Origin of the sequence: Couchioplanes caeruleus, from assembly GCF_003751945.1 — a bacterium.
Lineage (GTDB): Bacteria > Actinomycetota > Actinomycetes > Mycobacteriales > Micromonosporaceae > Actinoplanes > Actinoplanes caeruleus.
In genome coordinates this window covers 4,580,695-4,602,662 of the sequence record NZ_RJKL01000001.1, presented here as the reverse complement: position 1 = coordinate 4,602,662, position 21,968 = coordinate 4,580,695, and the positions used below count along the sequence as shown (strand labels likewise).

The following is a 21,968-nucleotide window of genomic DNA, read 5'->3' as shown; positions in this document are numbered from 1 at the left end:
TTGCTGCCGGGGCCGGCGGACGGCCGTGAGGTCCGGCGTAGACGTGAGGCGGTCATCACTCGTGCGGGGAGGGGCCGCGTCGGCCCGCTGATCGATGGCGTTGTCTGTCCACGTCTGTAGGCTAAGTTCGATCATGATCGTTTGATCACCACTTCGTCACCACGGGTGGCGGACGGGAGTAGGGGGTGGCCAAGCAGTGGAGTTCCGGGTCCTCGGGCCTTTGCAGGTTCATGGCGACGACGGGCCACTGCCCGTACGGGGCCCCCGGCAACAGAGGATCCTCGCCCTGCTCCTGCTGAATCACGACCGGCTCGTACCGCTGGATCAGCTCATCAAGGCCGTGTGGGACGACAATCCGCCGGCCACCGCCGGGACTCAGGTTCGCAATCGCGTGTCCGACCTGCGCCGCACCTGGGCCGCCGCGGTACCGCGACCCGACGACCTTCTCGTCACCGAAGGCAGCGGATATCTGCTGCGGCTGAGTGGCCACACGCTGGACCTGGTGGAGTATGAACGTCAGGTCACCGCGGCGCGGGAAGCGATGCGCACGGATGATCGACCCGCCGCGCTGCGGCTCCTGCGCTCAGCCCTCTCCCAGTGGCGCGGACCGGCGTTCGCTGGCGTCGGAGGCGGCCTGATCGATGCGGCGTCTGCCCGGTGGGAAGAGCACCGGCTGTCCGTACTGGAGGAGTGCCTCGGCCATGAGCTCGCGCTGGGCCGGCACCAGCACATCGTGGACGAGGTGGCGGCGCTCGCTGAGGCGCAGCCATTCCGGGAGCGCTTCATCCATCACTTGATGTTGGCGCTCTATCGGTCGGGCCGGCAGACGGACGCGCTGGCCAGCTATCAGAAGCACACCGATCTGCTGCGTGACGAGCTCGGACTGGATCCAGGTCCGGAGCTGCGCAAGCTCCATGAGGCGATCCTGCGCCGGTCCTCCGACATCGACACCCCCACGACGAAGCCGGCTCAGGAGCCATCGCCCCCGGCCATTGAGCTGCCGTCACCGGCCGAGCACCAGGACGACCCGCCTCCGTCTGATGCCCGCCCGGCGACCGTCCTGACCCGGCCGGCCGAGCTACCCGCAGATGTCATGGACTTCTCCGGCCGGGTACGCGAGATAGCAGCACTGGACAAGCTCCTCGCGGAGGGTCAGGAGCGACGCCGGGGAGTGCAGATCATCGCGGTCACCGGTACGGCGGGCGTCGGCAAGACGGCGCTCACCGTTCACTGGGCGCATCGGGTGGCCGACCGTTTCCCGGACGGTCAGTTGCACGTCAATCTCCGGGGCCATGCTCAGGGCCCGTCGGTGCGTCCCATCGAGGCGCTCGCCACGATGCTCCGAGCGCTGGGCGTCAACGCCGAGCAGATACCGATCGAGCTGGACGACGCCGCTCGACTGTTCCGGTCGCTGCTGGCCGGACGGCAAGTCCTGCTGATGCTCGACAACGCGGTGTCAGCCGACCAGGTACGCCCTCTGCTGCCCGGCACGTCCGGCAGCGTCGTGCTCGTCACCAGCCGCGACCGCTTGACGGGGCTGGTGGCCAGCCATGGCGCGCGCCGCCTCGCCCTGGATCCGCTGGGGACGCCGGAGGCGCTCGAGCTGCTCAGGCAAATCCTGGGCGATTCACGGATGGACAGCGACCCGCAGGCGACGGAGCGCCTGGTGCAGGCGTGTGCCTCACTGCCCCTGGCGCTGCGAATCGCCGCGGCGAACCTCGACAGCGAGCCGCACCGGTCCATCGCCGAATACGCTGCCGAACTCCGCGACGGCGATCGGCTGGCCACACTGCGCGTGGACGGTGACTCGCAGGCGGTGCAAACCGTCTTCGACGCCTCCTACACAGCCCTGCCCGCCGACATGAAGAACCTCTTCCGGCTACTCGGTCTGGCACCCGGACCCGACATATCCGCAGCCGCGATGGCGCAGATGGCAGGAATGGAGACTGACCAGGCGGCGCGGATTTTCAACGGGCTGGCGGCCGCCCATTTGATCCACGGAAGCGGCAGCAGGCGGTTCACCACACATGACCTGCTGCGTCTGTACGCCAGGCAGCGCGCCGAAGCAGAAGAGCCTGTCGAAGCCCGCGACGCGGCGATCGGCGCCCTGTTCGACTGGTACATGGACCACGCGCGTGCGGCGGCCCAGGTGCTTCATCCACACATGATGCGGTTAGCGGACCAGGAACTACCACCGCCTTCCACACGCTTCGAGGACCATGACGCTGCGATCTCCTGGCTCGATGACGAGCGTCCCAACCTGGTTGCCGTCGTCGCCGCTGCGGCCGCCCATGGGAAGCCGAGCACGGCCTGGCGCCTGGCCGACGTCCTACGCGGGTACTTCTGGCTCAAGGGTCACATCGTGGACTGGCTGCATACCGCTCAGGCAGGTGTGACAGCGGCGAGTGCGCACGATGACCTTCGCGGGAAGGCTGCGGCGCATGTCAGCCTGGGCTTCGCCCACTACAGTCGGGGCCGGTGCCAGCAAGCCATCGAGCATTACCGGGCCGCATTGGAGTGCAGCCGCCGGGCCGGATGGGAGGCCGGCCAGGCCACCGCGCTCGGCAACATCGGTCTCGCACTCACCACCGCCGGTGATCTGCGGTCAGCGATCGAGGCGCTCCACCCGGCGGCAGACATCGATCGGCGGCTGGGCCGCAGATCCGGCCTCGCGACCACGCTGTGCGCGCTGGGGCAGGTGAGCGCCCGACTCGGCCATGCCCAACAGGCAGTGCACTACCTCAGGGAAGCGTTGTCTCTGTACCAGGAAACGGATTCGCTGAGCGGCCAAGCGATGGCCCTTGGCGGTCTCGCACACGCACTTTGCCTACTCGGACGGCATGAGGAAGCAGCCCCGCTCGCTACCCGCTCGCTGGACATCTATCGCAAGGCGGGCGATGCCGACGGCACCGCTGCCACCATGGACCTGCTCGCGCGCGTCCACCATCGTGCGGGCCGACACCACGAAGCGCTCGACCAAGCGGTGGCGGCGCTGGAGCTGGTCGAGCAGACTGACCGCAAACGCCAGGCACCGCCGCTGCTCAACACACTTGGCCGAGTGCACCTGGCACTCGGTGATGTGGCGAAGGCCAGGCATTACCACGAGCGGGCCTTGACCGCTGTCGAGCCGATCGAGTCGCTGTTCCACGAACTGGAAGCGTACGCAGGTTTGGCCAGCACGCTGCGGGCACTCGGCAGTCTCGACGCGGCACTTGACCATGCCTCACGAGCGCTCGAACTAGCTCAGCGTGCCGGCTACCGTTTGACTGAAGGTGAGGTACTTCGCACGCTCGCTGACATCCACCTCGAAATTGGGAATCATGCCGAGGCCGAGGCATGCGTCCAGCAGGCGCTGCAGCTCGCCGAGCAGGAAAATCAAGAATTTGCCGCCGACGACGCAGGAAGCGTAAAGGACGCCGCATGACCGCTGGGAAAGGACGGGAGCCGATCCGGCGGTGGCAGTCTGGACCGCCGACCAGCCTGTCGAGTTCCTCAGCTCGGTCAACGACAACCCGCAAGTGGCTCGGCGGCCTCCGGGAACCAGGCCGCGGAGAGCTGTGCGGGCGAGGTGGAGTGACATCAACCTTGACCGCGGCGTACTCACCATCGCACGCAACCGCACCACCGTCGGCTACCAGGTGGTCACGGCGACCCGAAAAACCGCGGCCAGGCGGCGCCATGGACAAACGTGGAAGCGGGCCGCAGCCGTGCACCCTTCCGACTACCGAAGGCATGGACGCCAAGATCGTCGCGGCCAAAATTGGAGTTTCAGATAGGCGTGAGCTGCGCGAACAGACTTCGAAGGCGCAACCCTGCAGAACGCTGATAAGAGTTGACAACATCCTGTTACCGACCGTTACGGACAGCGACTTGCCACTGGTCGTCAACCTTCACCACTGAGCTGCTGGAACACCCTCAATCCCTGGTCACTGTTCGTCGCTGATAGTCAGCGCTTCGCAGGGGTTTTCGGGGGGTAAACGGGGGGTGTCCCTACGGGTTTCGCCAAGCGGCGAGGGCGCACCGGGTCGCCCCCATTGACCTTCAAGTCACTCGTGTACACATAGATGAACGTGACGTCTCCCGCGGGTGGGTTCGCGCAGTCTGCGAGCATGATCCTCCCATCGCCCGAGATAAGCTTTACGCTCTGGTCCGCCAGGATCTGCGCCGCGCCAGGGTATGAATTAGTCCTCCACCAGCGACGTCAGGTGCTCGGTGTCGGCATTCGCGGGATACCCGGTCACGACCAAGCCAGCGATACCGGCTAGCGCCGCAGCCGCCAGCCACTTATTGGAGAAGATGCGCATGTTGCTGTCCTTCGCGGTCAGTCGCGAGGACGAATGAGATTGAATCGAACAAATAGGCGCCGGTCCCGATAGCGGCGGCGTAGAGTACCAGTGCCTTGACGCGGCTCTCGACCAGCAGACACTCCCGGAGCGGCAACCTGGGTGACCGGCGCCCGGATTGACGCCGATCATCAGGCAGCAGGCCTACAGACAGCCCAGTTCGCGGCCGTCAAGCTATCGATTGATGCTTCGATAGATCGTCGCCTGTGACGGCAACCGTGACGGCAATATCTACCAACAACAACGAACAGCACGACCAACGAACACGTTCCGTAATCCCGAGGTCCGATGCCTTGCCGGACGGAATTGTCAATTCTGCGCGGCTCACCCTAATTCAAGGATCAAATCTCCACCGAAAGATTTGACTAGGATCGGACGACCATCCAACACAATTCGCACCTCGACCAGCATCCCCGCATCATTAAGACGCGGAACTACCTCGCCCACCGCTTTTCCCGCCCCGGCAAATCCTTCTATCGCCGTAAGAGTTCTATTCTCAACGGGCCACAGATATTCAGGCACGACAGCATCTGACCTCAGCTCAGCCATGAGCCTCCAGTCCGTCCAAACCGTCAGGGCTAGAGATTGCTCGTCGGAGAATACAAACTGGACCGCCTCAAGCAAATCGTCGGCGTCAGCTATCCTCACAACCTCCGATACAATTCGACCGCGCAGGTCAAGGGCATCGAGGCCTTCAGCCAGCACCGTCATCGAAGTCGCCTCCATGACTAATTGCACCCACAAGCAATCCGGGTAGCTCCATTGAACCATCCATTTCCACTTGCACCTGGAAACATAGTGACGAAAGTGCCGTCGCCACGCGCAACTAGAAGATCCTCATCTTTCCTGTAGAACCAGTAATCGGTTCCACCGCCGTTTTCCGGATTCCATGGACCACGACGCACCTCATCGTGACTGCTCCGCACCTCGCTAATCCGATTCCGGAACCAATCTCTCGCGGATGCGTCACTCGGATTGAGTCCGTAGTCCTTGGAATGCTTACCCCACTTCTTTCCGAAGTTGTCCATCCCGCTCAACTCCGGTCCACACCCAGAGTTATGCACGAGAACCGGTGTTGTGCCGGCGAGCACATAGTACGTGTGGATGTTGGAGACGGTGAGGTCATACATCGTCTGGACGCCGTCATGCGTCTGGACGTCGGTGACGTGTACCTGCTCAGCGCTTGTCGTTCGCAGTTCGGTTTGGGGTCGAAGATCTTTGGCTTCGGTCCACTCTTTCGTTGATTGGCTCCAGAATAGGTGGTTCTGGATGGTGTGAATGCTGCCGCGTCGCCCGGCGCTGTCTTGGGTTTGGACGTCTGCCAGATGGGTGTCTTGGTTGCGGTGGACCGCGATGACCGTCTCGGGCCGGGTGGTTCCGGTGGCGGGGTCGGTTGCCGTGACCATGTCGCCGGTGCGGATGTCGATGATGGGCTTGGTGGTTCCGTCGGCGAGCAGGACACGGGTTTCCGGGGAAAAGCTGTTGCCGCTCTTCAGGCAGCCCTTGGCCAGGTCGTCGAGTCCCTGGACGACGGGGTTGTCGCCGAGGTTACGTAGGGTCTCTTCGACCTTATTGATGCCCCTCACCGCGATGGCGTTGGACATGACCTTGAGTTCGTCGGCACTGAAGGTGATCTTCAGTTTGCCGCCGAGGCCCGCGGTGAGTTGCACGATGCGGGCGGTGGTCGCAGCGCCGAGTTGTTTGATGGCGTTGAGGATGCCGCCCTCGCCGAATTTGGCGATGCCGGCGATGAGGTCCCGTGAAGAAAGTTTGGCGATGGCCTTGCTGGTGGCCTTCGATGCTCCCGAGGTCGCGAGTTTCGCGATGGCGCCGGTGCCGTCGGTGAAGGCGATGGTGACGACGTCGAAGATCGTTTCACCGAGCGCGTACTGCCAGTTTTTCTTCCAGTCGTCCCAGTGCAGGATCTGTTTGGGGTCTTTGACCAGCTCGGCCATGCCGCGGGCCAAGGTCATGCAGCTCTGTGCGATTCGCGGCATGGAGGACACCTCGGGCACGTCCCACGCGACTTCGGGACCCAGAGCCGGATGCCGAGCGGTCCTACGGCCCGGCGGACACCTGGTGATCACCGCCCGCCCGTACCGGCGCCATGGCGAACTCGTCGACATCCCCGGCATGGTCGTCTCCGCCGGAGAAGCCGCCGGGCTGGAACTGGTCGAGGAATGCGTCGCTCTGATGGCCGGCGTCCGCAACGGAGTCCTCGTACCCCGGGCCTCCTTCTTCCAGCAGAAAAACGTCCGCGACGCCATCGCCGCCGGAGACCCGCAATGGCTGACCCAGCACGAGGACGTCATCGTCCTTCGGCTCGGCCAGAATTCCGGAAGTTTCCGCGAACCCAGGTGCTCTCACGGGGAACTGGAGGCCCCTGGAGCTCCATCTTCGCATGTCGGCCCTTGTGTTCCGGTTGAAGCCGAGGAGTCGACGTCGTGAGTGGTCGGAAGGGGAATCCGGGCGCCGACGGTTGCGAGTTCGGAGCGGATCACTTCCAGCAGCCGGCCGATCCAGTTGTTGCCTCGTTTGCCGTTGGCAGACCAGTAGGCAGAGTCGAAGTCGACGTAGACGATTCGGGCGTCGCCACTGGCGCGCAGGGTCTGTGCCATCTGGGTGTGCTGGGTGTACTTAGCGCGCAGCAGAGCGGTCATGACCGCCAGGCGGGCCGTGGCCCAGTCGGTGCGGCGGGGTGCCTGCTCGGCGAGTTTACCGGCGTCGTATCGGCGCGGTGCAGCGGTGATCTGCTCGTGCCAGCCGGGGTCGGGGGTCGACAGCGCCCAGTACGCGTGCGTGACGCTGGGGTAGGTGTTGGCGCCGATGGTGATGACCGCCGGGTAGTCGTTCTGCAGGACCTCAACGCCGGGCGGATCCGGCCATCCGCGGGGGTAGACCGTTTTCGGGATGGTCAGCGTGGGCTGCTGAGGGTGCTCGGGGCCATCGGCTGGGATCCGCGTCGCCCGTGTCTCGATCGCGATCTCGCGCTCGCGGAAATACGCCACTGCCTCGGCCAGCTTCTGCTCTGTGACGACTGGGCCGTTCGGCCAGCCATGCAGTTGTTTGCCGAGGTCGGTGATCAGGATCCGCAGTGGAGCGTCTTTGCGGTCCATGTCGCCGAGGGCGTAGGTGCGCAGGTGTTCGGGGATCGCCAGATAGCGCTCCCGGACGGTGCGCCGGTTGTTTTCGGTGGGGTCGGCCAGGTAGGTCGTTACTGCTTGCAGACAGCGGCCGGTGGAGTCGGGTCGGTCGTTGAGCCGGTCGACTTCATCGGCGACCTCACCGAGGAGCATCTCGGCGTTGATGGCGGAGTCGGGCTCGGTGAATCGCCAGCCCGCCAGATGGTGTGCCGATGCCCATGCGCCGTCTTCGAGGGTGGTGGCGACCCGGCCGCAGCGCAGTTGTTCGGCCAGCCCGTCGAGGTCGGTAAGTCCGCCAGTGCCGCAGTCGATCGCGCCGTCGGCGTAGATGATCAGGTCGGTCAGGAAGTACGTGTTCATGTTGCGGGTGAAGATGTGCCGCCAGGTGCCTTCGATGCGTTGGCCGGCCACATCGCGGTAGGTGCGGCGATATCTAGTCACCGGCGAACCGTAGTCCTACCACCGCTGGAAACTCGTTCCGCCCTCGTGCGCTGCTCACGGCGATGGCTCGGGGAGGCGAGCCGCCTGAGGTTCGCCGATAAGTTCTCGTGCGTTGGCGGCCCAGCGGATGGCGGCGCCTTCGCTGAATCCGAAGACGGCCACCAGGTGCAGCGGATCTGCGCCGGTGGCGACGGCTTCTTCGAGCTGGCGGTCGATGCGCAGTCGTTCGAGGGTGCCGGGCAGGCCGCGCAGGTTCAGGATCCAGCGTGGCGTGGACCGGGGTGTGACCCAGGGCGCTGACGTGGCTGACGAGCAGGTGCGGGTTGGCGGTGTTCGGCCAGCGTTGCTGGCGGTGGGTGAGCCAGTCGAGCAGCACCTGGGCGGTGAGGTCGTCGAGCGGGCGGCTGTTGCCGGCGATGGTGATGCGGCGGGCGGTGAGGTCGACGTCGTCGAGGTGCAGGGCGCGGATTTGTCCGGGCCGTGCGGCGTGGACGGCGGCGAGTACCACGCAGAGCCGGGCTTGGATGGTGGTAGCGGCGGTGACGCTGGCGGTGATGTCGTCCGGCTTGAGCAGCGGCCAGATCAGGTCGGGCACTTTGACGCCGCGGATGCCGTGGGTCGGGTTCCGGAAGAGCAGTTTGTGGGTCTTGGCCCATCGGAACAGTCCGCGCAGCGCGGTCGTCGCGGTTTCCCGTCCTCGGCCTTGCAACGTGGTGAGGTAGGCGATGACGTCGTCGCGGGTGACCTCTCGCAGGTGGTCCCGCTGGAGCCAGAAGGCCGCGGCGTCGGCGGCGACACGCAGGTAGACGCGGACCGTGCTTTCGTGGCGGGGGCGGCTGCGCGGGCTGCCGTCGAACAGCACTCGGCCCCAGCGGTGCAGGTCTCGTCGCCACGCGTCGGGCAAGTCGGCGAGCTTGGCGGTCATCCAGCCCTCAAGGTTGGCGGGCCGGTCATCGTCGACGACGTCCATGGTCGTGAGGATCTCGATGACGTAGTCGAGGTTGATGTAGTGCCGCCGGGCGGTGAGGGCGGCGATGTCGCTGACGCGGATGCGGTCGGGTTCGCGGTGCTCGGCGAGCAGCTTGACGAGGACACGTTGCATGGCGCTTCGCGCGACCGGTTGCCAGCCGCGGGCCTCGGCGGTGGTGTGGGCCAGGTGCAGCGCCCAGGCCAGCCACGGGTTGTCCGGTGGCGGCCCGGCGCGCAGGTCGACGGTGACGCGCCGGTAGTCGCGCGGACCCGACGGCAGCAGTGGTTCCTCGGTCCAGGCGCTGGGCGGTCGCCCGGCAGGCGGTGGCGGCTGTTTGGCCGGTCGCCCCTTGGCGCCGTAACGGCGGGGAGCTGCGCGTGGAAGCGCTTGGCGGCGGTCGCTGATGGCCAGGAACAGTTGCTGCCAGCGGATGCCGGTCAGGTAGGGGGCCAACACCACGGCGGAGCGGGCGACAGACGCCCACCGTCGGCGGTCGTCGCGGGCCTGACACCAGCACAACCGGCAGTAGCCCTTCCTCAACCGCTGCCGGCGCTCGCAGGCTCGGCAGGTGTCGACGAGGTTGCCGTCGCGCGGGTTGGCGAACTGGTAGCAGGCGATGCAGACACCTTGGGCGAAGGTCAGGCCCCAGGCGAAGCAGGCTGCGCAGCTGGTGACGGTTCGCGGCACGAGGGTGCCGTCATGGTCACGGGCTCCCACCGATCAGCGCGGCGGCAGCGAGCGGCCGTCACGGCGGCGTGGCACGACCCGTCGGATGTCGCTCGCGACGGTCGCGTCGGCGGCGGGCTTGCCAGCAGCGTCCTGCCCCGGCCGGGTCACGGTGTCCGGTTCGGCGATGAGCAGGTCCCCGACCTGGCAGTCCAAGGCCACGCAGATGACGTCGAGGTCGCTGAGCTTGAGCGTCATGGGCTGACCGGACCACAGCCCGGACATCTTCCCGGCGGAGATCACCAGTCCGTGCTCGGCGAACCGCTGCTGCACAGCGCGCCATACTGCAGCAGTTCGCCCCAGCGCAGTAGACCCCGGCATCGCAACCATCTCGGTGGCGATCTGCCGTGCCGATGCTGCCTGGTGCTCGCGGCGTGGGTGACGCGCCGTGAGGTATGGCTGCCTCGGGTCACGGCGGTGTGGCCGTCGGCCAGGACGATCCGTACGGCCTCGGCCAGCTCGGGGCCGAGTGGCCGGCAGACGGTGGCCATTCACGGCTGCAGGACGTCACGGTGGATGCCGAACAGGTCGGCCCAAACCTTGGGCCATTGCGGCGACCAGCCGGTGATCGGGCGGGCGGCGTTCGCGTACAGGATCAGTTCCTGTTCCCTCGCCGACCGCGACCTGCTGCTCTGGCAGGGCTTGACGATGGTGCCGCCCGGCGACGACAGTTGCCGCGCCGACAGCGCCCGCGCCGCCGCCTGGCCGGAAGCTGACCGCATCACCGACCGCGGTGACGTTCGGCGCACTCAACTGCCGATGTGAGTGCCTTCCCGCGCTCGTCCGAACAACAACTTCGATAGTCACTCCAACACCCATGCGGAATTCGCTATCCTACATGACAACCTGAGCGCTCCGCAGATTTCCGAGTATTCACTGCCCAAATCTAAGGCGCTCGGTCGATGCAACCGAATATGGGCTAAAGACCTACTCACAAGGGTGTGCGGTGGACAGCTCCGTACCGCGCCATGAGCGGCGCAGCAAGTATTCGAAGAAGTCGGATGATACCCGTACCGAGTTTCGTCGTGACCGGGATCGACTAATCTACTCTCAAGCCTTCCGGCGCTTGGCAGGAATTACGCAGGTCGTCGCGCCCCAGGAGGGTCAGACTCTTCATAATCGGCTGATCCACAGCATCAAGGTGGGTCAGGTTTCAAGGGGAATCGCGGAGCACCTAGCTGAGTCAGGTTTTAAAGAAGCGAAGCCATTTCTTGATCCAGACGTTGCGGAATTTGCTGGGATGGCGCACGATCTCGGCCATCCGCCGTTTGGCCATGCGGCCGAAAAGGAACTTCAAGAACTGATGAGCAGCCTCAACACGGACTCATTCGAGGGCAACGCTCAAACGTTTCGGATACTTAGCCGTCTCTGCGGTTCATATGATGGCAGGTCGTATGGCTTGGATCTCACGCGGGCGAGTCTCCAGGCAACCCTAAAGTATCCCTACTTCCGAATCGTTGACCACCGCGAAGCGGGTAGAAAATGGAGTGTATATCGAGGTGATCGAGACGCATTCGAGTGGTGCTGCGGAGAAGCGTTTGTCAGCCAGATCGACGCTACCGCCGTGTTGCCGCCATCGAACCTGGAAGCACAGGTCATGGACTGGGCCGACGACATCACCTATGCGGTCCATGACATCGAAGACTTCGCTCGGATAGATGTAGTTCCACTCGATGAAATGATTACAGAGGGTGAAGCGTGGGCATGCTTCTCTGATTGGATGAGAAGTAAGTGGAACATGTTGGGTTGGCAGAATGCAGACCAAGCATTAGAGGGAGCTCTAGCCTGCCTCCAAGCCCACCTTCCGATCGAGCAGTATCGCCGTCGGGTCGAGCGCGACCGCCTACTGTCAGGCTTCGTGGCGAACATGGTTCACGACTGCATTGTGCAGACTAAGTTGAAAGAATCAGGTGCCGCACGGGGTTTTTGGGGATTGAAGCTTAAAGCGGGCAGGGAAGCTGGCTCTTGGGAGCTTATAAGGCCTCCTCAATTAAAGCTCTCCGTAAAGGCCTTGAAGGAGATGGTTTGGTACTTTGTGATTGATGGCCCAGGGCTTAAATCTTCCCAGGTCGGTCAACGAAGAGCCGTCCGAACAATCTACGAGTACTTCCTGGAAGAGGCTACCCGAATAACTCAAGGGTTTTCCCATGTAAACCTCCCTCCGGCAACACAGCGATCCGCCCTCGTCTTGAAGAAGAAAGGAGTTCCGATTGATGCGCCTCGAATAGCGTGTGATGCGCTTTGTGAGCTGAGCGAACTTCAGGCGTCCCGCCTTTATTCGCGACTGATGGGCGTGCATCTTGGACAGTCGGACCTATTCAGCGAACCGCAGGAGGTTGGATGGTTCCATCGTTGATTACGGTGCGATGGTGTACTCAACTGCCCCGCTGTACTCGTAGGCTCTGTCGAGCTGGTCACGATCGGTGATCGGTAGTCGGCCACCAGAACACGGAGCGGCTGAGTGGATACCTGAGCCGGCCCTCTCGATTACATGCATGGGTCCCTGTCGGCGACCTAGAGCCGCTGGAGACCGGCCTCGGTGATCAGGGCGACCACCGTCTCCTGACCGTCGGCATACCCGGCCCAGGCGTCGGTGCGAAAGTTGGCCGCGCTGAGCCTGCTGTCATCTACTGGAATTCCCTGTACCCAGGCAGCAGGCCAGGACGAGAATTGGCGTACCTCAACCAACTCGCGCGCCGCCAGAGAGGCCAGCCCTGGGCCGAGAAGTGCAGCCACCTCCTCCTTCGTTGGAGGGGCGCCGACTACGGACCTGACGAAGTCTTCAGCGATCTCCCACAGTGGTCGCGGAGTACCTAATTCCAGCGGCGCGAGCACCAAGTACTCAGCGTTGTCCAACCCATCGAGGTAGGCCATGTCATTATTATTGCTTGCTCGCACGGGGACGCCCGCGGTCGTCAGCCAGACGTCGCTTGATCGGGTGCGCTCATCTGCCGCCGTCCGCGCGCGGTCCCCGATGCGTGTAGCCGGGCACTACGTTGGGGTGACCGCACCAGGAACGCCTTGTGTGCGGTTCGCTGACGACGAGACTGGCGCCATGGGCGAACAGATGGTGGTGCTTGACGCCGACCTGTTACTCCAACGGGCTACCGAACTGTCCGGGTGGAGTCTGCAACAGCCGCCTGCGGCGGAGTTCGACGCTCTTGCGCCAGCCGACCGCCGGGCCTGGGTGTGGGACAGCGGCACGCGCAGCGGCCGGTGTTGCGTTCTGCGGCGCCCGGATCCGCGCGTCGTCGTTCCCACCGGTCTCCGGCTTCCGCGCGGCATGGCCGAGGACATGACTCTCGCCGAGTTGCCGTTGGAGTGCTGGCAGCCGCTGCTGTTGCTCAACCTCAGGGTCTGCTCAAGGCCTTCTATAAGCCTTGCACAACGCTGACTAGAGTTGACAACCTTCTGTTACCGAACGTCACGACAAGTAACTTGTCAACGGTTGCCGAAGCTCGTCTTTGACCTGCGCAGATCCACCCGTCGATCGATCAACACTTGTCGCTGCTGGCCGATACTTGACGGGGGTTTTCGGGGGGTAAGCGGGGGGCCATAGATCCGTCCCGGCACGGCTCGGCCTCTGAACGCCGACCCGTTCGATGCCGATGCACCACTGGGTCCAATCCCACGTGATCCGGCCTGGCCGCCGCCACGCCCACGTGGGGCCACGCCTGCCCCCAGGGGAATGTTCCTGCCCTCGCGGCAAGGTAGGCGCGCTAACGTGCCCGGCGGCTGCGGACGTGTTCGACCGGGCTCAAATCAGCCCGTGACGGCGAGTGCGCCCACCCACGCCATGTCAAGTGAACGGGCGGTAGCTCAGCGCCTGATCAACGACTTCCTCGTCAGAGAGGCTCGGATCCCGGAAGAACATCAGGTCGGATACGTGCGGGCACCGCGTAATCCGCTCAAGCTCAACTAGAGGACCGTCGGTCTCGCTGTCGGGCAGATTCGGGTCGCGAAGGAGCCTAACTAGCTCCAGCGCTCGCTCCCGCACATCGCCGCCGATTTCCATCGCTACCCATTTCCATAGTGGTAGTTCGGAGACAGAATCTGTGAGTGGAATAGTGGAGTCACCACGACTATGTTGTCCATATCATACACGCCTCCGCCGTGCTGAATCGGCTGCACATGGTGCAGGACGTAATTCCGGCCGCCACCGTACTGCTGCGAGGTAGCGACGAACGGCGAGTTGCCGGCCTTCATCCTGGCGACATTCTGAGCGGAGAAGCCCGCGCCGAGTTCGCTGTCGTTTCCGACCGCCTTCCAGAATTGCTGACGGAAGTCATCGAAACTCTTGAAGGTTCGGCCGTGCAGTTGTGCGGCGATTTGACCCGGGATTCGACCTGCATTGCCATGCGTTCCTTGCAGCCAGTCGGCTCCCCTCGCAGGTGCCGCGACCCTACCGCCAGCGATTCCCGGCGAATTTCGCAGATCGGTTGCAGTGCCTCCACAGATTGCAGCTGCAGCGCCGACATTGTGCACTAGTACCGGATGACCACCGGCGATTACATAGTACGTGTGGAGGTCGGCGACGGTGAGGTTGTACATCGTCCGCCCGCCGGCGAAGCTCCGGACTGAGGTCACTCGAAGGCGCTTACCGGCGGTGGTGTGCACTGCGTCGCCATCGAGGTCCGCGGCGTTGGTCCACTGCCGTGTGGTCGCGTTCCAGAAAGGGTGTTCCTGAGTGGTGTGGATTGTGCTACGGCGGCCGGAGCTGTCTTCGACGGTAACGTCAGCAAGTGCGGTGTCATAGTTGCGGTGCAGTTCGGTGACAGTCCGCGCGGCGGTCAGGCGAGCAACGGGATCGGTGGCTCGAACCTGATCGCCGGTGCGGATGTCGGCGATCGCCTTTCGGGTGCCGTCGGCGAGCAGGACCGGCGTCTCAGGGCTGAAGCTGTTCCCGGTCAGGCAGCCCTCGGCCAGTTCCTTCAGCCTGGGTGCCGCCGGCAGGTCACCGAGGTCTCGCAGGTTCTTCTCCACGGCGTCGATGCCATGGATTTCTACGGCCTTGAGGAAGTCACCGACCTCATCGGGGCTGAAGTCGAGCTTGAGTTTGGTGTTGACCTTCAGGTCGATCAGCCGGGCTACGTTGACGGTGCCCAGCTTCGCGATGGCGGTCGCCACCGACTCCTTGCCGAACAGCAGCGAGGCCGCGGTGAGGTCGTCCTTGAGCAGCTTTCCATCGATCTTGCCAGCCTTGATGAACTTGCCGGCCGCTCCCGCAGCCGGAATAAGCAGGGAACCGGTGTCAATGAGCGTTCCACCGAGGGCTCGCTGCCAATTTTCCTTCCACTCGTCCAGGTGCAGAACGGACCAGGGGTTGCTGAAGAAACCCAGGGCGCCCTGAATGATGGCTTCGCAAGCCCTCTCCGGATTGGGCAGGAAGGTCACGTCGGGGACGTAGAACGAGTCGCCGGCGGGGGCGTTCGGGCCTGCCACGCAGTTGCCGAGCGTCCACAGGCTGTTGGCGTTGCCAATCAGCGTGTCCATCGCGCCCTTGGCGATGTCCCCGCCGACCGGCAACTTGCTCATCGCCTTGTCGCTCTGCGTCTTCAGCCAGCGCAGCCATTCGGTTTCCTTGGCCTGCTGCTCGGCGTTGTATGCCTCCCACATCGCCTTTCCGAGATTCTTGGGCATGGCCCCGATCTGCTTGGCGATGCCGTGGATGGCGTTGACCATGTTGGTGGCGCTGCGGCCCATCGCCTCGGCGTTGTCGGCGAACTTGTCGGCGTTGTCAGCGGCCGCCTGCGCCGTACGGCCGAAGGCACGCGCGGAGTTGTATGCCTGGCGAGCGGTGGCCGCGTCGTTGCCTGCTTCAGCAGCCATCCGATCTGCCGCCCGCGAATACCATCTGGCCCGCTGATCAGCTTCGGCGGCGTCGTCCGCAGCTTTGATGGCGGCCTTGGCCTCTTTAGCGGCGCCATGGGCTGCCTTGATGGCAACCTCGCTGGCCTTGACCGCGCGGACGGCGGCCTCCGCCGCTTGGTGGGCCGCGAGGTGGGCGGGCTTCACCTGAGCTTGAGCCTTCTCCGCCTGCTTGGCGGCATGCAAAGCGGCCGCTGCGGCGTCCTGGGCATGTTTCTGCGCGCTGGCGCTCTGCTCTGCGCCGATGGTTAACGCGTTGCTCGCGATGGCAGCGGCCATGGCGGCGTCATTGTCGGTCTCGGCGTAGGCGGCTGCCGCGTCGATCGCTGTGACAGCCGGATCGGCTATGCCAACCGCAGCGGTCCGTGCATCCAGCGCTGCTCGTCCGGCAACGCGGGACTGGAACGACGCGATGGCGGCCTGGCGGATCGAATCCTGCGCGGAGCGTTCGGTCATCTGAGCGTCGGACTTGGCGGCCGAAGCCCGGTTCATGGCAGCGCGGGCCTTGTTCACCGCGGCGCTCGCGAGAGCGTTGGCGCGCTGCGCGTCCTCGATGGCCTTGTTCGCGGCGGTGGCCGCCGCGATCGCGTCCTGGTGCGCCTGCGCGGCCTGCGAGGCGGCGGCTCGCGCCTCGGCTGCCGCCGCGGCGGCGGCGGCCGCGGCCTGCCCGGCGGCGACGGAGGCCGCGTCAACGGCGGAGGCCGCTCCCTCGGCCTCGCGCTGTGCCTGATTGGCGGCGGACCGGACGACGTTGGCGTCGGTCCTGAGCTGCTCGGCGTAGTGCCGGATCTGTGCCTGTTCCGCCGGGCCCGGGCAGCCGTTGCCTGACGGCCGGTCCGGGTTCTTGCAGTTGACCTCCATCGCAAGCTTGCGCGCCTCGGCCGCCTGCGCTTCGAGTTCCTTGGAGTTGGCGTTGCGGTAGGAGTTCTGGGCTCGCTTGAGGATGTCTCGAGCCTGCTCCGCCTTCTTGGTGAATCGGTCACGGGCAGCGACGGCCTCGTCGTAGAGCGGCTTCGCCTTTGCATGCTTGGCTTTGGCGGCATCCTGCTGCGCGACTGCGCGGATCGCCGCGTCGCGAGCACGCAGCTGCTCGGAGACTGCGATCGCGGTCCACCGGCGGGCCTCGTCGCGCTGCTGCCGTGCCCCGTTGTAGTGCTGTTCCGCCTGCTCGGCATGGTCCCAGGCGTCCCGGGCCTTCTGCTCGGCACGCGAGCGCTGTTCGCGGGCGTCCTTTTCGGCGGCCTGGGCGGCAGCGGCGAGCTTTTCGGCCTGGACGGCCAGCTTCTCGGCGGCGGCCTGCTCGCGCTCGGCAGCTTGGCGGTACTTGACGGCGTTATTGGCCTGGACCGTGGCGTTGCGGTCGGCGTCGAGGGTCTTCGCGGCGGCTTCCGTGGCTTCGGCGGCGTGGCAGGCGGTCTGCGCCGCCTGCTTGGCGGCGGTGGCGGCGTCGGCCTGCGCCTGGATCACCTGTGCCCAGTCGACACCGTGGGAGAGTCCGGTCTTGACCAGGGTCTGCGCGGCGGTGCCGGCGACATTGGCCTGTGCGGTGACCTGGTCCGCGCGCCGGGTGGTGGTGGCTAGTTCGGTGCAGGCGTCGGCGCGCAGCTTGGTCAGCTCCGCGGTGCGAGTCTTACCACCGGCCTTGCGGATCGGGATGTCGGCGGCATAGATACCGTCGGCTTGCTTCGCGTACTTGTTGACCAAGGCCATTGAGTTGGACGCCACCGTCAGGTGCCCTGTGGCGGCCACGCTGGCCGTGATGATCTGCTTTTGTGCGGTGGCCGCCTGGGTAGCGCGCTGCGCGAGGTCGGTCAGGTCGTTGACCGCTTTGGTCCGCGCGGCCAGGGCATCCTTGATCTGCTTCTGCGCCTCCGCGTCGTGCTGGCTGGCGACCTTGTATCCGTTGTTATAGAACTCCGCGATCACGGCCGGGTCTTCGCTCTCCAGCGCATGCCGCCCGGCGTTCTGCACTTCGTAGCCGCCTTGCGCGACGATCTGCTCGACCCGTGCCTTGATCGTCTTCGCTTGCTCCGCGGCGTTGATCACCTCTTGGGCGTCTGCAGCTTCCGCAGCGGCGTACCCGATCTTGACGAAGTCGGCAATCTTCGTGTCATTCTTGGTGGCAAGAACCGCCGCAGCGCGCTCACGAACGATCGGCCCACCGGTCTCGGCCCATTTCTTGACCAGGATTCGGTTTTCGGCCGCCTCGACCTTCTTGCGGTTGTCGGCGGCCTTGCGGTAGGCGGGCAACCCTTTGTCGAGGAAGTCCTTGATCTTCGCTGGGTCGTTGGTTTCCAGCGCTGCCTTGGCCGCAGCGCGTACCTCGGGGTCCTCGTCGTAGTCGGCGAGATCCTGCGCCAGCATCCGATCCAGGTGGTTCTCATCCACCGGCGGATCCGCCTGCAGAGCCCCTCGCGGCTGCGCCGCTAACCGCTCCAGCACTTGAGCCGCCGTCAATGTCGGTGACTCACCGGGTGAAGCCGGCATGGCCGTCGTCACCGGTGCGGCGAACGCGCTTTGGGGTACGACGGTCAAGGCTGCAAGGGTGGCAACGGCGGCGGTCAGGACTCGACGTCGCATCGACGGCGGCAGCAGGAAACGCACAGAGTTGTTCCTTGTATCTCGCAGGTGGGATGCACGAAGGTCGCGTTGGGTGCGGCGGCGCGTGTGACCGGCCGCGATCCGAGGGCGTCAGACCACCGGTGTAGTGGGAGCGGCTGCTGCCGGCTTTCCCAGGGCGGGAATCGCGGTGGCGTTTGCCCGAGTGGTCTCTGCCAACTTGGTCCACTCGCGGGTCTGTTCCTGGGCCAAGGCGAGTTCGTCGGTCCACGCCTGTCCGGTGATGGTGGCCCGCTGGGCAATGCCCGGCCAGTCCTGCTGAGTGGTAGCGGCGGTCGCGAACTCGCGCACCTTGCTCCACGCCTGCGCCTGCCCGGCCGCCAACTGCTCGTTGGCGTGCCACTTCTGTTTGGCGTCCGCGGCGACTTCGGCCGCGGTGTTCCATGCCGTACGCGCTTCCTCGGCGGCCTTCTCCTTCGCCGCGCCGGACGCACCGTTATATGCCTGCTGAGCTTCCTCAGCCGCGGTGACCAGCTGGTCGATCTCATGGCGGAACCGCACTTGCTGCTCCGCTACTGCCAACCGATATGCCTGGATGTCACAGTCGGCGGCGCTGGCCCATGAGTACTTGAAGAACTCGGCGATGTCGTTGTCAGTGCCCAACTTGACGGTTCGTTGCGCGGCGGCCTTCACCCAGGCACCCGAGGCGTTGACGGCAAGGTCGGCCACGTACTGCCTGTCCAGTTCGGCCTGCTTCTTCGCCTGCACGACGGGGGCGCGTTTCGCGTCCAGCGCTTGCGCCTCGGCCAGGCCGGTCCGCACGTAGCGGTCCTTCTCGTCGAGCGTGCCGTGCTGTGCCCGCTTAGCCGTCATGTTCACGTGCGGCGAGGTGGCCGGGGTGGACGTCGCGATCGCCCGAGAGATGATCAGGTCGTTGCGGGCGGCGTTCTTCGCCGCCCGGGTCCGCGCCGATTCGTATCCGCCGCCCGGAGCCAGGAAGGCTTTGATCGCGTTCGGCAGGTCGCTGACCAGCGCCGACCGGGCGGCTGAGCGCACTTCCCAGCGGGGGTCGTTGAGCCAGAGCCGGCGTACCAACGCCCGGTAGCGATCATCGGCCGCAGAACCGACGTCGCTGGCCGCCAGTACGACGGTCGGCGTCGCGACAACCGCCGATGCCGTTGCCACACCGGCCAGCGCCACCGCAGCCGCAGCCGCAGCGATCGGTCGACAGCGCCACCAGACAGCCGCCATGACAAACCCCCGTAGAGAAAGACCCGCCCGCGACCCGACGGTCGAGGCATCCGATCCCCGACCCGGGCCGAAGATCAGGGCCGAAGTCGGAAGAGATCGAGGGCCATAGTCTTACCAGGGACCTCACAGCCACCAACGGTTGCCGCGGAGCCTTTCCGGCTAGATTGACCGATATGGACCTGGTTTCGGGCTGGCAATCGGGAAATAGATCACACCCCAGACGGTGAACCCTTACCGTTGCCGTCTCACGGCGGAGCTCGGTCGCATGACGTGGGTCATGGTGACAGCGGTGGCGGTGGTGCCCTACATTGCCGAAGGTCATTTCACGGGGATGCCTCGGACAGCAGTGTCTGTTCAGGATAGTGGCGGGATCTGTGCGCTGGCGCACGGCCGCTGCGTCACAACTTGCCGGAGGCCGGTGCAATCGCCGCCGTCGGCATCGGACTTGGACCCGGCGCCCTGCAGCGTGGGCCGCCGGGACACCGCCACCGATACTGCCTGAGCTTTTCCTCGGCATCCCTCCATGTGCAGCGAACCGAGTCTTGGGAGCACCCGAGTGTCTTCACGCAGATCCGCCGTCGGCCTGGCGGCCGTCGGCCTCGTCACCACGCTGATGGCGTCCGGTACCGGTCAGCCGGCTCTGGCGGCGGCCACGCCCGTCACGGCTTCGATCACCACCGCTGTTTCGGCGTTGTTCGCCGATCCGACGAACCGGGCCACCGAGGACGAGAAGATCAAGGCGGCCGGAGCGCTCGGCCTCAACCCGGGTGTCGACATGCTGGTGCTCGACGACCAGGCGTTCGTACTGTCGCTCTGGCGCCAAGCCAAGGACGGCAGCTTCGTCAAGGCCGAGGCCCTGCGCGCGTACGACACGGCCGACGCCGACGCCGCGTACGAGTTCATCACGGCCGGTGTCTTCACCGCCGCGGCCGACGACGCCAGGGCCGAGATCGCCGAAGCGAACGCCCGGGCGCTGCGCCGCTCGGTCGCGGTCATCGTCAAGCTCGACCCCGCCGACACCACGCTCGTCGAGCAGAAGGACCGCGACTTCATCTTCAGCGTCTTCCAGCGGGTCAAGGAAGGCAGTCACGTGTGGACCGCGGCCAAGGCCGCGATCGCCGACGGCACCGACCAAGACGACTGGACCGCGTTCCTGCGCACCGGCGCAGCCGCCGCAGCCGAAAAGGACCTGCAAGAAGAGATCAAGAACAAGACCGAGGCGGAGGCGGCCCGGCTGCGTGCCGAGCAGCTGGCCAACGCGAAGACGTCGCTGCTGCAAATGCTGCTACTGCCCGTGACCAACGAGCTGGTCAACGCGCCGAACCGCCAGTTCGTGCTGTACATCCACAACAACGCCCAGGGCGCCGAGGTGCGCCTCGCCTCGCAGGTCGCGCTGAACGCACCGGATGCCAAGCTGGACCAGGCGCTGAAAGACTTCATCTTCACCGGCGGCGCCAAGGCCAACAAGCTCGACGAGGACGTCGCGGCCAAGAGAGAGCTGGAAAACCTCCGCAAGCAGGTCACCAAGATCCGCGACGACGCGAAGAACGACGTGCTCGCCCGCCACGTCTTGGCGGCGGCGGAGAAGGCGCTGGCCGACAACACCTTCGTCGCCCTGCAGAAGTTCCTCCTCAAGGGCCACCAGGACGCCAGGTTGCAGGACAACGCGGTCAGGGCCCAGCGCACGTGGGACTTCACCGGGGACAAGAAGCCGGACATCCTCGCCGCCGAAGCCGCCACCGGCGCCCTCTGGCTCTACCAGGGCAACGGCGACGGTACGTTCCAAGAGGGACGTACCAAAATCGGCAGCGGCTGGAACAAGCACACCGCCATCTTCTCGCCCGGTGACTTCAGCGGCGACGGGTTCGCCGACGTGCTGGTGCGCAACACCGCCGGCGAGCTACTGCTGTACCGCGGTAACGGCAAGGGTGGCTGGCTCAACGGCACCGCCCCCGAGAAAATCGGCTCCGGCTGGAACAAGCACACCGCGATCCTGTCCCCCGGAGACTTCACCGGCGACGGGTTCGCCGACGTGCTCGTGCGCAACACCGCCGGCGAACTACTGCTCTACCGCGGCAACGGCAAGGGCGCCTGGCTCAACGGCACCGCCCCCGACAAAATCGGCTCCGGCTGGAACAAGCACACCGCGATCCTGTCGCCCGGAGACTTCACCGGTGACAACTTCTCGGACGTGATTATTCGGAACGCCGCCGGCGAACTGCTGCTGTACCGCGGCGACGGCAAGGGCGGCTGGCTCAACGGCACCGCCCCCGACAAAATCGGCTCCGGCTGGAACCAATGGAACATGATCTTCTCGCCCGGTGACTGGACCATGGACGGCTACCCCGACATCATCGTCCGCAACACCGCCGGCGAACTACGCCTCTACCGCGGCAACGGCAAGGGCGGCTGGATCGACCCAGCATCCAACCTCCTGATCCGCCGCTCCGGCTGGAACCAGTTCAGCTTCATCCTCTGACCGACTCCACAGCGTTGCCCGGCTCCCTCACAAGAGCCGGGCAACGCCGCCTTTCCTATGGTTCGACCCGAGAACCAGCCGCACCTGGGAGATGGAGCCCGCGCAACGCTGACAAGAGTCGACAACCTTCTGATCCGTAGTTAGAACGATGCCCCATCCGAGGAAGCACAACGAAGGACCAGTTCGCT

Annotated in this window: 15 protein-coding genes and 1 pseudogene; 5 read left to right on the top strand and 11 right to left on the bottom strand. The window is 65.3% G+C overall.

Features of this window, described 5'->3' with window-relative positions; genetic code table 11:
• Positions 1 to 196: 196 nt before the first annotated feature.
• On the top strand, positions 197 to 3,424 hold the full coding sequence (locus tag EDD30_RS20525) for an AfsR/SARP family transcriptional regulator (RefSeq protein ID WP_071808775.1): 3,228 nt from the start codon (positions 197 to 199) through the stop codon (positions 3,422 to 3,424).
• A gap of 757 nt (positions 3,425 to 4,181) precedes the next feature.
• Here the strand turns inward: EDD30_RS20525 and EDD30_RS41505 are convergent.
• The 3 genes from EDD30_RS41505 to EDD30_RS20520 all read right to left on the bottom strand — a co-directional run bounded on the left by EDD30_RS41505 (position 4,182) and on the right by EDD30_RS20520 (position 6,340).
• On the bottom strand, positions 4,182 to 4,304 hold the full coding sequence (locus EDD30_RS41505; protein WP_280526162.1) for a hypothetical protein: 123 nt from the start codon (positions 4,302 to 4,304) through the stop codon (positions 4,182 to 4,184).
• A gap of 363 nt (positions 4,305 to 4,667) precedes the next feature.
• Positions 4,668 to 5,054: a hypothetical protein gene (locus tag EDD30_RS38370; RefSeq protein ID WP_143162984.1), complete on the bottom strand. Its 387-nt coding sequence runs from the start codon at positions 5,052 to 5,054 to the stop codon at positions 4,668 to 4,670.
• 17 nt (positions 5,055 to 5,071) lie between these two features.
• A complete protein-coding gene (locus EDD30_RS20520) occupies positions 5,072 to 6,340 on the bottom strand; it encodes a polymorphic toxin-type HINT domain-containing protein (RefSeq protein WP_170047643.1) in 1,269 nt (422 codons plus the stop codon).
• Between the two features lie 43 nt (positions 6,341 to 6,383).
• Here EDD30_RS20520 and EDD30_RS40745 point away from each other — a divergent pair.
• Positions 6,384 to 6,791, top strand: a pseudogene (locus EDD30_RS40745) (site-specific DNA-methyltransferase); the annotation flags it as partial.
• Here EDD30_RS40745 and EDD30_RS20510 read toward each other — a convergent pair.
• The 4 genes from EDD30_RS20510 to EDD30_RS38365 form a co-directional block, all read right to left on the bottom strand.
• Positions 6,707 to 7,927 carry an NADAR family protein gene (locus tag EDD30_RS20510; protein WP_071808777.1) on the bottom strand — a complete coding sequence of 407 codons (1,221 nt, stop codon included), beginning with the start codon at positions 7,925 to 7,927 and terminating at the stop codon, positions 6,707 to 6,709. The pseudogene EDD30_RS40745 and the gene EDD30_RS20510 overlap by 85 nt on opposite strands.
• Positions 7,920 to 9,584, bottom strand: coding sequence for a site-specific integrase (locus tag EDD30_RS20505; RefSeq protein ID WP_244945331.1), 1,665 nt, complete (start codon positions 9,582 to 9,584; stop codon positions 7,920 to 7,922). Before EDD30_RS20505 ends, EDD30_RS20510 begins: the two co-directional genes overlap by 8 nt.
• A 33-nt stretch (positions 9,585 to 9,617) precedes the next feature.
• A complete protein-coding gene (locus tag EDD30_RS20500) occupies positions 9,618 to 9,896 on the bottom strand; it encodes a helix-turn-helix domain-containing protein (protein ID WP_244945330.1) in 279 nt (92 codons plus the stop codon).
• Between the two features lie 218 nt (positions 9,897 to 10,114).
• A complete protein-coding gene (locus tag EDD30_RS38365; protein WP_143162985.1) occupies positions 10,115 to 10,345 on the bottom strand; it encodes a hypothetical protein in 231 nt (76 codons plus the stop codon).
• Positions 10,346 to 10,569: 224 nt separating this feature from the next.
• Here EDD30_RS38365 and EDD30_RS20490 point away from each other — a divergent pair, with 224 nt between their 5' ends.
• Positions 10,570 to 11,979 (top strand): deoxyguanosinetriphosphate triphosphohydrolase family protein, encoded by a 1,410-nt coding sequence (locus EDD30_RS20490; RefSeq protein ID WP_071808780.1) that lies wholly within the window; start codon positions 10,570 to 10,572, stop codon positions 11,977 to 11,979.
• Between the two features lie 158 nt (positions 11,980 to 12,137).
• Here the strand turns inward: EDD30_RS20490 and EDD30_RS20485 are convergent, their stop codons facing one another.
• Complete coding sequence (locus EDD30_RS20485; protein ID WP_071808781.1) at positions 12,138 to 12,497, bottom strand: hypothetical protein; 360 nt, start codon at positions 12,495 to 12,497, stop codon at positions 12,138 to 12,140.
• 181 nt (positions 12,498 to 12,678) lie between these two features.
• Here EDD30_RS20485 and EDD30_RS20480 point away from each other — a divergent pair, with 181 nt between their 5' ends.
• Complete coding sequence (locus tag EDD30_RS20480) at positions 12,679 to 13,017, top strand: hypothetical protein (RefSeq protein ID WP_143162986.1); 339 nt, start codon at positions 12,679 to 12,681, stop codon at positions 13,015 to 13,017.
• Between the two features lie 405 nt (positions 13,018 to 13,422).
• Here the strand turns inward: EDD30_RS20480 and EDD30_RS20475 are convergent, their stop codons facing one another.
• From EDD30_RS20475 to EDD30_RS20465, 3 genes are all read right to left on the bottom strand, one after another.
• Positions 13,423 to 13,638 (bottom strand): hypothetical protein, encoded by a 216-nt coding sequence (locus EDD30_RS20475; protein WP_071808783.1) that lies wholly within the window; start codon positions 13,636 to 13,638, stop codon positions 13,423 to 13,425.
• Between the two features lie 2 nt (positions 13,639 to 13,640).
• The gene (locus tag EDD30_RS41500) at positions 13,641 to 18,095 is read right to left on the bottom strand and encodes a polymorphic toxin-type HINT domain-containing protein (RefSeq protein WP_123678378.1); all 4,455 of its coding nucleotides are present in this window, start codon (positions 18,093 to 18,095) and stop codon (positions 13,641 to 13,643) included.
• 87 nt (positions 18,096 to 18,182) lie between these two features.
• Positions 18,183 to 19,235 (bottom strand): hypothetical protein, encoded by a 1,053-nt coding sequence (locus tag EDD30_RS20465; RefSeq protein WP_244945329.1) that lies wholly within the window; start codon positions 19,233 to 19,235, stop codon positions 18,183 to 18,185.
• A 622-nt stretch (positions 19,236 to 19,857) separates the two neighbouring features.
• Between EDD30_RS20465 and EDD30_RS20460 the strand changes: the two genes are divergently transcribed.
• Positions 19,858 to 21,780, top strand: coding sequence for an FG-GAP repeat domain-containing protein (locus EDD30_RS20460; protein WP_071807969.1), 1,923 nt, complete (start codon positions 19,858 to 19,860; stop codon positions 21,778 to 21,780).
• Positions 21,781 to 21,968: the final 188 nt, after the last annotated feature.

Excerpts from the sequence above, each read along its gene's own strand:
- EDD30_RS41505 (WP_280526162.1), bottom strand. The coding sequence starts at position 4,304 with ATGCGCATCTTCTCCAATAAGTGGCTGGCGGCTGCGGCGCTAGCCGGT.
- EDD30_RS38370 (WP_143162984.1), bottom strand. The coding sequence starts at position 5,054 with ATGACGGTGCTGGCTGAAGGCCTCGATGCCCTTGACCTGCGCGGTCGA.
- EDD30_RS20520 (WP_170047643.1), bottom strand. The coding sequence starts at position 6,340 with ATGCCGCGAATCGCACAGAGCTGCATGACCTTGGCCCGCGGCATGGCC.
- EDD30_RS38365 (WP_143162985.1), bottom strand. The coding sequence starts at position 10,345 with ATGCGGTCAGCTTCCGGCCAGGCGGCGGCGCGGGCGCTGTCGGCGCGG.
- EDD30_RS20485 (WP_071808781.1), bottom strand. The coding sequence starts at position 12,497 with ATGGCCTACCTCGATGGGTTGGACAACGCTGAGTACTTGGTGCTCGCG.
- EDD30_RS20480 (WP_143162986.1), top strand. The coding sequence starts at position 12,679 with ATGGGCGAACAGATGGTGGTGCTTGACGCCGACCTGTTACTCCAACGG.
- EDD30_RS20475 (WP_071808783.1), bottom strand. The coding sequence starts at position 13,638 with ATGGAAATCGGCGGCGATGTGCGGGAGCGAGCGCTGGAGCTAGTTAGG.